Source organism: Spirillospora sp. NPDC052242, from assembly GCF_040679555.1.
Lineage (GTDB): Bacteria > Actinomycetota > Actinomycetes > Streptosporangiales > Streptosporangiaceae > Spirillospora.
Genome location: NZ_JBFAUZ010000033.1, coordinates 79856 through 91277 on the forward strand (window position 1 = coordinate 79856; position 11422 = coordinate 91277).

Below are 11422 nucleotides of genomic sequence, written 5' to 3' on the forward strand. Positions count from 1 at the left end.
GCGCCCCGGCGGCCTTTCGCGTGCGGGTCAGTTGGTCGTGAGGCCGCCGTCGACGGCCAGTTCGGTGCCGGTGATGTAGGACGACGCGTCGGAGGCCAGGAACAGGACGAGGCCCGCGACGTCCTCGGGGACGCCCGCGCGGCCCAGCGGGACGCGCGGGGCCTTCCCGGCGCCGCGCTCGACGCCGATCTCCGCGATCATCGGGGTGTCGACCACGCCGGGGTGGACGGAGTTGACGCGGATGCCGTCGGCGGCGAGGTCGAGCGCCGCCGAGCGGGTGAGGCCGCGCAGGCCGAACTTGCTCGCCCCGTAGGCCGCGTGGCCGCGGATGCCGCGCAGCCCGGCGGTGGACGAGACGTTCACGATCGACCCGCCGCCCGCCTCGCGCATCGCGGGGGCGACGGCCTGCACGCCGAGGAACGGGCCGACAAGGTTGACCCGGAGCATCAGCTCGAACCGCTCGCGGGTCTCCTCCTCGACGGGCGCGGTCCGCCAGAGGCCCGCGTTGTTGACGAGGACGTCCACGCGGCCGAACCGCTCCCGGGCCGTCCGGACGGCGCGGGCCCAGTCGTCCGCCGAGGTCACGTCGTGCCGGACGAACGCCGCCGCGGCGCCGATGGACGCGGCGACGTCCGTCCCGTCGAGGACGTCGGTGAGGACGACCCGCGCGCCGGCCGCGGCGAACAGCCGGGCCTCGGCGGCGCCCTGCCCGCGGGCCGCGCCGGTGATGATCGCGACCTTGCCGGCCAGGGTGCTCATGCCTTGTTCCGGAAGTGCGGGATGACGGTCTCGCCCCACTGGCGGATGGTCTCCATCGCCACGTCCTGCGGGACGGTGCCCATCTGGACGAGGCACATGATCTCGTCGACGCCGATCTCGGCGAGCCGCTCCACGTACTCGATCGCGTCGCGGGCGGTGCCGTAGGCGTGCTCGGCGTTGAACGCGCCGGTGTCCTGCGGGCGGGCCGGGATGTTCGCCTCGTTGAGCTTGGCGACGAGCGCCTCCTTGTCGCGGGCGAGGGCGGCGATGTTGTCGTCGTCCTCGGTGTCCTCGGCGGGCGCGGGGCCGTTGCCGTACCAGTGCGCGATGGCCTCGGCGAAGAACCGCTGCCCGCGGGCGCCGATGCGCAGGGCGCGTTCGGGGTCGTCCAGGACGATCGTGGGGCAGAGGGCGACGAACTTGTCGTTGGTGTCGGGGCCGACGAGCCGGTCGGCGCCGCGGGTGCGGATCGTGGCGTGGTAGAGGTCGTACATCTCCTTGACCTCCTCGGGCCCGGCGAAGCCCATGACGAGCGCGCCGACGCCGAGTTCGGCGGCGAGCTTGACGGTGTCGCGCTTGCTGCACGCCATGTAGAGCGGCGGGTGCGGCGTCTGGACGGGGCGCGGCATGATCTTGGCGGGGCCGACGTCGAGCAGGTCGGTGTGCCAGTCGACCTCGTCCTTGCGCCACGCGTTCGCGAGGAACCGCAGCGACTCCTCCATCTGCGGGTAGGTGTCGGACGGGTTCACCCCGTACATCCCCATCTCCATGCGGGTGGAGCCGCGGCCGCCGCCGACGTCGAGGCGCCCGCCCGACAGGGCGTCCAGCATGCCGACACGTTCGGCGACCCGCACGGGGTGGTTGTACCGGAACGGCATGCAGACGACGCCGTGCCCGATGCGAATGCGGGACGTCTTCGCCGCGACCCACGACAGGAAGATCTCGGACGCCGTCATGTGCGCGTACCGCTCCAGCCCGTGGTGCTCGACGGCCCAGACGCGGTCGAAGCCCATCCCCTCGCCGTAGACGGCCTGCTCGACGCAGTCGAGCAGCACCTGCCGCTCGCGTTCGGGGGTGGGGTTGGCGAGCTGTGCCTCGAAGATCATCGAGAACTCCATGGGGGTCCCTCCTGCCGCGTGCTGTATTTCGATTAGGAATACTTCTAACAGATATATCGGGGTGGTGCTACATCACGGTCCGGTAGACGGGAGCGCTACGCTGGCCGGGTGACCGACCTCCCGAACCTGCCGCCGACCAGCTGGGCCGTCCTCGGGCTGCTCTCGTTCGGGGAGGAGCTGTCGGGCTACGACCTGAAGAAATGGGCCGACTGGAGCCTGAAGTTCTTCTACTGGAGCCCGTCGTTCAGCCAGATCTACGGCGAGCTCAAGCGGCTCGAGAAGGTCGGCTACGCGACGTCCCGGGTCGAGCTGACCGAGAGCACCCGCGGCAAGCGCGTCTACGCGATCACGCAGGACGGGCTGGACGCCGTCACCCGCTGGGCCCGCGAGGCGCCGGTCGAACCGCCCGTCCTCAAGCACGGCGTGATGCTGCGCGCCTGGCTCGGCCACCTCATGACGCCCGAGCGGCTCCGCGAGGTGCTGGAGGAGCACGGCGCCTACGCCGCCAAGATGAGCCGGCGGGCGGAGGCGGACGCCGAGGGCGCCGCCGAGGTCGCCGAGTGGGCCTACCCCGAGCTGGTGCTGCGCTGGTCGGCGCGGTACTACGAGGCCGAGCGGGAGCTGACCCGCAGGATGCTCGCCGACCTCGACGAGCTGGCCGCGCGCGAGGACTGACGGCCCCGGTCACGCCGCCAGGGCGCCGAACCCGCCCCGGAAGAACAGCAGCGGGCCGGCCGTCCGGACGGCGGCGAGGTCCCGCACCCGCCCGACGACGATCGTGTGGTCGCCGCCGGGCAGCTCGCGCTCGACGTCGGCCTCGATCCAGGCGAGGGCGCCGTCCAGCAGCGGCGAGCCGCCCGGGCCGGGCGTCCAGGACACCCCGGCGAACTTGTCGCGGCCGGCCATCGCCCGGCACAGCCCGCCCTGGTCGGCGGCCAGCACGTTCACCGCGAACCGCCCGGCGGCGCGGATCCGGGGCCACGTCGTCGAGGCGTCGGACGGGCAGAAGCACACGAGCGGCGGGTCCAGCGACAGCGACGCGAACGACTGGCACGCCATCCCGACCGGCTCGCCGCCGTCCATCGCCGTGACCACGACGACGCCGGTGCAGAACGTGCCGAGCACCCGCCGCATCCGCTCCGCGTCGATCTCGCCCGCCGTTGCGGTGTCCACCTTTTTCGGGTCCCCCGCTGCCGTGTCCACCGTCATGACGCCTCCAGGTCTCGAATCGGCATATTTCGATTAGGAACATTCCGATTAGAAGCATCGGTGTGGTTCCATGTCAAGGCGACCCGGCCCGAAGGAGTGCACTCCATGACCGCAGAGACGATCCCCGCACTGGTCGAGCACGCGGCGCGCGTCCACGGCGGCCGCGAGGCCGTCGTCGCCGGCGCGGTGCGCTGGACCTTCGCCCGGCTGCGGGACGAGGTCGAGACCGCGGCGCGCGCGGCGATCGCGGCCGGCGTGCGGCCCGGCGACCGAGCGGCGATCTGGGCGCCGAACGGCGTCCCGTGGATCGTCGCCGCGCTGGGGCTGGTGAGCGCGGGCGCCGTGCTGGTGCCGCTGAACACGCGGTACCGGGGCGGCGAGGCCGCCGACGTCCTGCGGCGGAGCCGGGCGAGCGCGCTGTTCACCGTCCGGGGGTTCCTCGGCAACGACTACCCGGCGATGCTGGCGGGCGAAGACCTGCCCGGACTGCGGCGGATCGTCCTGCTGGCGGGCGAGCCCGCGGGCGGCGAGCTCGGCTGGGCGGGCTTCCTCGACGGCGCCGCGGCGGTGGGCGCGGACGCGGCCCGCGAGCGCGCGGCGGGCGTCCGGCCGGACGACGTCGCCGACATCGTCTTCACCTCCGGCACCACCGGACGTCCCAAGGGCGCGATGTCGACGCACGACGCGACGCTCTGGGCGTTCCGGGCGTGGAGCGAGGTCTCCACGCTCCGCGCGGGCGACCGGTACCTGCTAATCAACCCCTTCTTCCACACGTTCGGGTACAAGGCGGGCATCCTGGCGTGCCTGCTGAACGGCGCGACGATGCTGCCCGAGGCGGTGTTCGACGCCGCGACCGTCGCCGGACGGCTGGCCGCCGACCGGGTCAGCGTGCTCATGGGCCCGCCGACGGTCTTCACCTCGCTGCTGGAGCTCCCGGACCGTCCCGCCCACGAGGTGCGGCTGGCGGGCACCGGGGCCGCCGACATCCCCGTCGACCTCATCCGCCGCATCCGCGGCGAGCTGGGCGTCCCGCACGTCTTCACCGCGTACGGGCTGAGCGAGGCCGCCGGGGTGGTGGCGGTGTGCCCGGTGGACGCCGACGCCGAGACGGTCGCGCGCACCAGCGGGCCCGCGCTGCCCGGCGCCGAGATCCGGATCGCCGCGCCGGACGGCCGGCCCCTGCCGCCCGGCGGGCAGGGCGAGATCCAGGTGCGCGGACGGCACGTCATGCGCGGCTACCTGGACGACCCGGATGCCACGGCGCGGGCGATCGACGCGGACGGCTGGCTGCGCACCGGCGACCTCGGACGGCTGGACGACCGCGGCTACCTCACCGTCACCGGGCGGCTCAAGGACATGTTCGTCGTCGGCGGGTTCAACGCCTACCCGGCCGAGATCGAGAGCGTGCTCGTGACGCACCCGGCGGTCGTCGAGGCCGCGGTACTGGGCGTCCCGGACGCGCGGCTCGGCGAGGTCGGCGCGGCGTGGCTCGTCACCCGCCGGGAGGTCGCCCCGGAGGAGCTGACGGCGTGGCTGCGGGAGCGGCTGGCGAACTTCAAGGTCCCCCGGCACTTCCACGTCGTGGACGAACTGCCGCGCAACGCCGGCGGGAAGGTCCTCAAGGACGCGCTCCGAAGCCGCGCGTGATCACCCCGCCGCGCGTGATCACCCGGGCGTGCGGCGCGCGGCGAGTTCGTCGAGGTCGGCCAGCATCCGCTCGGCCAGGTCGCGTTCGGCCTCGTGGTAGCGGACGGCCCAGCGCGCCACGAGCTCGGCGTGCACCCAGCCCGTCCCGGTCGCGGCGACGCGGCGGGAGTGCTCCGCCTCCTCCACGAGCCGCTGCGCCCGGTCCCGCTGCTCGGTCACGACCTGCCGCAGCCGCTCGGGCCCGGCGAGGTGGCCGAGCCACACGCGCAGGGCGGGGCCGTGCTTGAGGACGGGCGGGCCGATGGGCGCGTCGGACGCCCACGCGGCGAGCGCGTCCCGCCCGTCCGGGGTGATCGCGTAGACGCGGCGGGGGCGGCCGTCGCCCGCGACGTCCGTCCGGGAGGTCGCGTACCCGGCCCTCTCCAGGCGCTTGAGCTCGGCGTAGATCTGGCTCATCGCGGGAGACCAGTAGAAGAACCGCAGGATGTGCTCGGCCCACTTGCGGATCTCGTACCCGGTCAGCTCCTCGCCGAAGGACAGCATGCCGAGGACGGCCCACGCGGTGGCGGGGAGCGTCGCGGACTCGGCGCGCGACCGGGGCGGGGGTTTCACCATGCGCCTCAGCGTAGTACCGACCCAACATGATCAAGGAGACGGCGATGTCGGCAGAACCGCAGGACAAGGTGGTCATCGTGACGGGCGGCGCCCGCGGCCTCGGCGCCGCGGCGGCGCGGCGGATGGCCCGGGACGGCGCGAGGATCGTCGTCACGGACCTGCTCGAGGAAGCGGGCGCCGAGACGGCGGCCGAGGTCGGCGGCCTGTTCGTCCGGCACGACGTGGCCGACCGGGACGGCTGGGCGGCCGTCACCGCGGCGGCGCTGGAGGAGTACGGGCGGATCGACGGGCTCGTCAACAACGCGGGCGTCTCGTCCAACGCGCTGCTGGAGAACGAGACGCTCGAGTACTTCGAGAAGGTGCTGCGGATCAACCTGACCGGGGTGTTCCTCGGCATGAAGGCCGTGCTCGAGCCGATGAAGGCGGTGGGCGGCGGGTCCATCGTGAACATCTCGTCCGCCGCGGGGCTGACGGCGCTGCCGCTGACCAGCGCGTACGGGGCGTCCAAGTGGGGCGTGCGCGGCCTCACCAAGATCGCCGCGACGGAGCTGGGGATGCACCGGATCCGGGTGAACTCGGTGCATCCCGGCATGACGTACACGCCGATGACCGCCGAGCACGCGACCGAGGGCGAGGGCGGCTTCCCGCTGGCCGCGCTCGGCCGCGTGGGCCTCCCGGAGGAGATCGGCGAGGCGGTGTCGTTCCTGATCTCCGACGCGGCCCGCTACGTGACCGGCGCCGAGCTGGCCGTGGACGGCGGCTGGACCGCGGGCGAGGTCGTCATGATGGCGGCGGCCGGCTGAGGAGGATCCCGGCATGCCTCTCGACCCCCTGGCGGCGAAGATCGCGGACGCGATGGCGAAGACCTTCCCCCGCATCGGGACCGAGGTGTCGGACGCGGCGAGGCGCGGCGGATCCTGGCCGCCGCGCCCCGGCCCGGCCTCGCCCCGATCGCGGTCGCCGTCGTCGAGGACCGCGTCATCGAGAACCGCGTCCTCGGCGCGCCCGTCCCCCTGCCGGTGCGGACCTACCGGCCGGACTCCCCCGCGCGCGTCCCGGTCGTCGTGTTCTTCCACGGCGGCGGGTTCGTCCTGTGCGGCCTGAACTCCCACGACCGGACGTGCCGGGCGCTCGCCGCCGACACCGGCGTGATCGTCGTGTCGGTGGACTACCGGCTGGCGCCCGAGCATCCGTTCCCGGCGGCGGTCGAGGACGCCCGCGACGGTCCTGCGCAGGGGGATCTCGGCGGGGGCGTCAGGGGCGGGCGCCGTGCACCCGGTACCGCTCGGCGTCCGCCCACCGCACGTCGAGGCCGAGGCCCGGACGGTCGGGGGCGGGGCGCAGCGAGCCGCCCGCCGGGCTGAGCGTCCCGTCGAAGACGATGTCCTCGACGCGGACGTGGTCGTGGAAGTACTCCAGGTGGCGGAGCCGCTCGACGGCGCAGAACGCGTGCGCGGACAGCGCCGGGGCGCAGTGCGCGGACAGGTCGACGCGGTGCGCCGCCGCGAGCCCGGCGACCTGCAGGACGCCCGTGACGCCGCCGCAGCGGGTCGCGTCCGCCTGCAGGCAGTCGACCGCGCCGTCCAGCAGGCCGGTGAAGTCGCCGAGGACGTACCCGTACTCGCCGGCCGCGATCTCCAGCCGTCCCGGGCCCCGGTCGCGGAGCAGCCGCAGGCCGGCGAGGTCGTCGGAGGCCACCGGCTCCTCGAACCACCGCACGTCCCACTCCGCCGCCAGCCGGTGCGCCCAGTACAGGGCGTCCTTGCGGGTCAGCGCGCCGCCGGCGTCGGCGAACAGCTCGGCGCCCGGCCCGATCGCCTCCCGGACGGCCGCGAGCCGCTCGGGGTCGCGTCCGGGGTCGCGGGAGGTCTTCAGCTTCACCCGGGGGATGCCGCGCTCCACCCAGTCGCCGAGCTGGCGGGCGAGCCGGTCGAGCGGGTAGTTCGTGAAGCCGCCGCTGCCGTAGACGGGGACCTCGTCGTGGAACGCGGGCAGCGCCCGGTACAGCGGCACGCCGAGCAGCCGCGCCTTCAGGTCCCACAGCGCCGCGTCCACCGCCGACACCGCCATGGCGCCGGCGCCGGGACGCCCGGCGTTGCGGATCGCGGCGAACATGGCGTGCCACGCGGCGGCGGGCGCGAGCGCGTCGGCGTCCCGGACGACCGGGGCGAGCTTCGACTCGATGAAGGGCGCGAGCGAGACGTCGCCGTAGGTGTAGCCGATCCCGGTCCGCCCGCCCGCGTCCGCCTCGACGAGCACCATCGTGGTCGAGTCCCAGCGGAGCGTGCCGTCCTCCTCGACCCCGTCCGGGCCGTCGGTCGGCACCGTGAACGCGTGCACCCGCACGCCCTCCACCGGCACGCCCTCCCGCCCGGTCATCGGCGTCCCTCCCCTCGGTGACCCGCTCTAACTACCTCCGGGGGACGCCCCGAAACGGGCGGCGCGGGCTCGGCCCGCGTTGTTCGCCCGCGTTGTTTGGGTGCGGGCTCCCCGGGGACTCGGGAGGTGGAGACGGGGTGCGGAGCCAGCGACGACGATCGGGGGAGTAAGAGATCATGGCCCAGCAGGTAGCCGACTATGTCCTCCAGCGCCTGACCGAGTGGGACATCGAGCGGGTCTACGGATATCCGGGAGACGGCATCAACGGCTTGCTGGGCGCGTTCGACCGCGCCGAGGGGAGACCGGAGTTCATCCAGACGCGCCACGAGGAGATGGCGGCGTTCATGGCCTGCGCCCACGCGAAGTTCACCGGCGAGGTCGGCTGCTGCGTGGCGACGTCCGGTCCGGGGGCGATCCACCTGCTCAACGGCCTGTACGACGCGAAGCTGGACCACCAGCCGGTCGTCGCGATCGTCGGGCAGCAGAAGCGGCTCGCGCAGGGCACCCACTACCAGCAGGAAGTGAACCTCGAGGACCTGTTCTCCGACGTCTCGGAGTACTGCCAGATCGTCATGCACCCCGGGCAGATGCGGCACGTGATCGACCGGGCGTTCAAGACGGCGCTGACCACCCGGAGCGTCGCGACGATCATCATCCCGGAGGACGTCCAGGAGGCGGACGCGATGCCGTCGCCGCCGAAGGAGCACGGCTCGGTGTACTCCAGCGTGGGGTGGAGCCGGCCGCGCGTCCTGCCGAACCCGCAGGAGCTGCGCAAGGCCGCCGACATCCTCAACGAGGGCGAGAAGGTCGCGATGCTCATCGGGCAGGGCGCGGCCGACGCCCGCGAGGAGGTCATCGAGGTCGCGGAACTGCTCGGCGCCGGGGTCGCCAAGGCGCTGCTCGGCCGCGAGGTCCTGCCGGACGACCTGCCGTTCGTCACCGGACCGATCGGGCTGCTCGGTTCGAAGGCCAGCGACGAGATGATGACGAACTGCGACACCCTCTTCATGATCGGCAGCAGCTTCCCGTACGCGGAGTGGCTGCCGGACGAGGGCAGCTGCCGCGGCGTCGAGATCGACATCGACGGCCGCATGATCGGCATCCGGTACCCGATGGACGCGCACGTCGTCGGCGACGCCAAGGAGACGCTCCGCGAGCTGATCCCGCTGCTGCGGCGCAAGAAGGACCGCTCCTGGCGCAGGGAGATCGAGAAGAACGTCCGCGCCTGGGACACCGTGTTGGAGAAGCGGGCACGGCAGAGCTTCGACGGCAAGATCAACCCGCAGGCGGTCGCGCACGAACTGTCGCCGCTGCTGCCGGACGGCTCCGTCCTCACCGCCGACTCCGGTTCGGGCACGAACTGGTGGGCCCGGCACATCAAGATCCGCGAGGGCATGAAGGCGTCGCTGTCGGGGACGCTCGCGACGATGGGGCCGGGCGTCCCGTACGCGATCGCCGCGCGGTTCGCCTTCCCGGACCGTCCGGTCATCGCGTTCGTCGGGGACGGCGCGTTCCAGATGAACGGCATGAACGAGATGCTCACGGTGAAGCGGTACGCCGACCGGATGGGCGGCTCGCCGCCGCTGATCTTCTGCGTCTTCAACAACCAGGACCTCAACCAGGTCACCTGGGAGCAGCGGGCGATGGGCGGCGACCCGAAGTACGAGGGCTCGCAGTCCATCCCGGACTTCCCGTACGCGAAGTACGCGGAACTGTGCGGCCTGAAGGGCATCTACTGCGACTCGCCGAAGAAGGTGAAGAGCGCGTGGCAGGAGGCCCTCTCCAGTGACCGGCCGGTCGTCCTGGAGTTCGTCGTGGACAACGAGATCGCGCCGATCCCGCCGCACGTCTCAAAGGAGCAGGCCAAGAAGACCGTCAAGGCCGGCATCAAGGATCCGCAGAAGGTCGGCATCGCCGCCCGCGGTTTCCGGCAGAAGCTCACCGACATGTACGAGAACCTGCCCGGACGCAAGCACGACTAGGACACCCGGGCCCGGTGCGGGCCCGGCCGGGCGCCATCGGGGGGAGGCGGCCATGCGGGTCACCGCGGTGCGGACCGTGCTGCCGGAGCACCGTTACGCGCAGGACGAGATCACCGAGGCCGTGGCGGCCCGGACCGACGCCGACCCCCGGCTGCTGGCCCGGTTCCACACCAACACGCAGGTCGGCGGCCGCAACCTGGCGCTGCCGATCGAGGAGTACGACCGGCTCGCCGACTTCACCGCCGCGAACGACGCCTACATCGACCGGGCGGCCGACCTCGGCGAACGCGCGGCCCGCGCCGCGCTCGACGCCGCCGGGCTCGCCCCGTCCGACATCGACCACCTGCTGTTCTGCTCGTCCACCGGGCTGGCGACCCCGTCGCTGGACGCGACGATCGCGCAGCGCGTCGGGCTGCGCGAGGACGTCGTGCGGGTCCCGGTGTTCGGGCTCGGCTGCGCCGCCGGGGCGGCGGGCCTCGCCCGGGTCAACGACCACCTGCGGGGCCGCCCGGACGGCGCGGCCCTGCTGGTGTGCGTGGAGCTGTGCTCGCTGACCGTCCAGCGCGGCGACGTGACCGCGCCCAACCTCGTCGGCAGCGGCCTGTTCGGGGACGGCGCCGCGGCGGCCGTCGCGCTCGGCGACGACCGGACGGCCGGGCGGCCGCCCGACGGCGCCGCGGGCCCGTGGGTGGTGGCGTCCCGGAGCCGCCTGTACCCGGACACCCGGCGGCTGATGGGCTGGGAGGTCGGCGCGCACGGGTTTCGGATCGTGCTCGCCGCCGACCTCGTCGACCTCGTGGAGAAGGAGCTCGCCGGGGACGTGGACGCCTTCCTGCGCGACCACGGGCTGTCCCGGGACGCGGTGCCGTCGTGGGTGTGCCATCCCGGCGGCCCCAAGGTGATCGAGAAGATCGGCGAGGTCCTCGGGCTCGACGGCGGCGAGCTGGACGTCACGTGGGCGTCGCTGCGGCACGCGGGGAACCTGTCGTCGGTGTCGGTGCTGAACGTGCTCGAGCGGACGATCGCCGAACGCCGACCGGCCGCGGGCGTCCCGGGCGTCCTGATGGCGCTCGGCCCCGGGTTCTCCGCCGAGCTCGTCCTGCTGCGCTGGTGACCCGGTGACCTGGTTCGCGCTGCTCATCGGGCTCGTCGCGCTGGAGCGGCTGGCCGAACTGGTCGTCGCGCGGCGGAACCTCGCGTGGGCGCGGAGCCTCGGCGGGGTGGAGCACGGGCGGGGCCACTACCCGGGGATCGTCGCGGTGCAGGCGGGGCTGCTGGCCGGTGCGCTGCTGGAGGTGTGGCTGCTCGGCCGCCCGTTCGTCCCCGCCCTGGGCTGGCCGATGCTGGCGGTCGCCGTCCTCGCGCAGGGGCTGCGCTGGTGGTGCATCGCGACGCTGGGCCGGCGCTGGAACACCCGGGTGGTGATCGTGCCGGGGCTGCCGCTGGTCGCCCGGGGCCCCTACCGGCTGATGCCGCACCCGAACTACGCGGCCGTGGTCGCCGAGGGCGTCGCGCTGCCGCTCGTCCACACCGCCTGGCTGACGGCGACGCTGTTCACCGTCGTGAACCTGGGGCTGTTGCGGACGCGGGTCCGCGTGGAGAACGCCGCCCTGCGCACCGCACCGCGCGCGTAGCCCCGGGACGCCGCGGTCAGGCGTCGAACGATGTCATTGTGGGGGGACGCCCCCCCACACCCCCCCGGAACGGCGGCCT

Annotated in this window: 12 protein-coding genes; 7 read left to right on the top strand and 5 right to left on the bottom strand. The window is 73.5% G+C overall.

The features are described 5' to 3' along the window. Positions 1 to 27: 27 nt before the first annotated feature. A complete protein-coding gene (locus tag AB0L25_RS25845) occupies positions 28 to 759 on the bottom strand; it encodes a glucose 1-dehydrogenase (RefSeq protein WP_500175253.1) in 732 nt (243 codons plus the stop codon). Beyond that, positions 756 to 1877 (bottom strand): LLM class flavin-dependent oxidoreductase, encoded by a 1122-nt coding sequence (locus tag AB0L25_RS25850; RefSeq protein WP_500175254.1) that lies wholly within the window; start codon positions 1875 to 1877, stop codon positions 756 to 758. Before AB0L25_RS25850 ends, AB0L25_RS25845 begins: the two co-directional genes overlap by 4 nt. A gap of 108 nt (positions 1878 to 1985) precedes the next feature. Between AB0L25_RS25850 and AB0L25_RS25855 the strand changes: the two genes are divergently transcribed. Continuing rightward, the gene (locus AB0L25_RS25855; RefSeq protein ID WP_500175255.1) at positions 1986 to 2552 is read left to right on the top strand and encodes a PadR family transcriptional regulator; all 567 of its coding nucleotides are present in this window, start codon (positions 1986 to 1988) and stop codon (positions 2550 to 2552) included. A 9-nt stretch (positions 2553 to 2561) separates the two neighbouring features. Here AB0L25_RS25855 and AB0L25_RS25860 read toward each other — a convergent pair whose 3' ends face one another. Then, positions 2562 to 3050, bottom strand: a complete 489-nt coding sequence (locus tag AB0L25_RS25860; protein ID WP_500175257.1) for a flavin reductase family protein — start codon at positions 3048 to 3050, stop codon at positions 2562 to 2564. Between the two features lie 141 nt (positions 3051 to 3191). Between AB0L25_RS25860 and AB0L25_RS25865 the strand changes: the two genes are divergently transcribed. After that, the gene (locus AB0L25_RS25865) at positions 3192 to 4733 is read left to right on the top strand and encodes a FadD3 family acyl-CoA ligase (RefSeq protein WP_500175258.1); all 1542 of its coding nucleotides are present in this window, start codon (positions 3192 to 3194) and stop codon (positions 4731 to 4733) included. Between the two features lie 18 nt (positions 4734 to 4751). Here AB0L25_RS25865 and AB0L25_RS25870 read toward each other — a convergent pair whose 3' ends face one another. Continuing rightward, a complete protein-coding gene (locus tag AB0L25_RS25870) occupies positions 4752 to 5348 on the bottom strand; it encodes a PadR family transcriptional regulator (RefSeq protein WP_500175259.1) in 597 nt (198 codons plus the stop codon). Between the two features lie 44 nt (positions 5349 to 5392). On the opposite strand from AB0L25_RS25870, the gene AB0L25_RS25875 reads away from it, so the two are divergent. After that, complete coding sequence (locus AB0L25_RS25875; RefSeq protein ID WP_500175260.1) at positions 5393 to 6151, top strand: glucose 1-dehydrogenase; 759 nt, start codon at positions 5393 to 5395, stop codon at positions 6149 to 6151. Between the two features lie 216 nt (positions 6152 to 6367). Further along, positions 6368 to 6712 (top strand): alpha/beta hydrolase fold domain-containing protein, encoded by a 345-nt coding sequence (locus tag AB0L25_RS25880; RefSeq protein WP_500175261.1) that lies wholly within the window; start codon positions 6368 to 6370, stop codon positions 6710 to 6712. Here the strand turns inward: AB0L25_RS25880 and AB0L25_RS25885 are convergent. Continuing rightward, positions 6603 to 7727 (bottom strand): enolase C-terminal domain-like protein, encoded by a 1125-nt coding sequence (locus AB0L25_RS25885; protein ID WP_500175262.1) that lies wholly within the window; start codon positions 7725 to 7727, stop codon positions 6603 to 6605. The genes AB0L25_RS25880 and AB0L25_RS25885 overlap by 110 nt on opposite strands. A gap of 176 nt (positions 7728 to 7903) precedes the next feature. Here AB0L25_RS25885 and AB0L25_RS25890 point away from each other — a divergent pair, with 176 nt between their 5' ends. Genes AB0L25_RS25890 through AB0L25_RS25900 form a run of 3 tightly spaced genes read left to right on the top strand, consistent with a single transcriptional unit; the run spans position 7904 to position 11343 of the window. Continuing rightward, a complete protein-coding gene (locus AB0L25_RS25890; RefSeq protein ID WP_500175263.1) occupies positions 7904 to 9709 on the top strand; it encodes a thiamine pyrophosphate-requiring protein in 1806 nt (601 codons plus the stop codon). A 52-nt stretch (positions 9710 to 9761) separates the two neighbouring features. After that, positions 9762 to 10823 (top strand): type III polyketide synthase, encoded by a 1062-nt coding sequence (locus tag AB0L25_RS25895; RefSeq protein WP_500175264.1) that lies wholly within the window; start codon positions 9762 to 9764, stop codon positions 10821 to 10823. Between the two features lie 4 nt (positions 10824 to 10827). Beyond that, positions 10828 to 11343: an isoprenylcysteine carboxyl methyltransferase family protein gene (locus AB0L25_RS25900; protein WP_500175265.1), complete on the top strand. Its 516-nt coding sequence runs from the start codon at positions 10828 to 10830 to the stop codon at positions 11341 to 11343. Positions 11344 to 11422 lie beyond the last annotated feature (79 nt).

Bases quoted from the DNA above. Each gene is read 5' to 3' on its own strand.
- AB0L25_RS25845 (WP_500175253.1), bottom strand. From the start codon at position 759: ATGAGCACCCTGGCCGGCAAGGTCGCGATCATCACCGGCGCGGCCCGC.
- AB0L25_RS25850 (WP_500175254.1), bottom strand. From the start codon at position 1,877: ATGGAGTTCTCGATGATCTTCGAGGCACAGCTCGCCAACCCCACCCCC.
- AB0L25_RS25865 (WP_500175258.1), top strand. From the start codon at position 3,192: ATGACCGCAGAGACGATCCCCGCACTGGTCGAGCACGCGGCGCGCGTC.
- AB0L25_RS25870 (WP_500175259.1), bottom strand. From the start codon at position 5,348: ATGGTGAAACCCCCGCCCCGGTCGCGCGCCGAGTCCGCGACGCTCCCC.
- AB0L25_RS25875 (WP_500175260.1), top strand. From the start codon at position 5,393: ATGTCGGCAGAACCGCAGGACAAGGTGGTCATCGTGACGGGCGGCGCC.
- AB0L25_RS25885 (WP_500175262.1), bottom strand. From the start codon at position 7,727: ATGACCGGGCGGGAGGGCGTGCCGGTGGAGGGCGTGCGGGTGCACGCG.
- AB0L25_RS25890 (WP_500175263.1), top strand. From the start codon at position 7,904: ATGGCCCAGCAGGTAGCCGACTATGTCCTCCAGCGCCTGACCGAGTGG.
- AB0L25_RS25895 (WP_500175264.1), top strand. From the start codon at position 9,762: ATGCGGGTCACCGCGGTGCGGACCGTGCTGCCGGAGCACCGTTACGCG.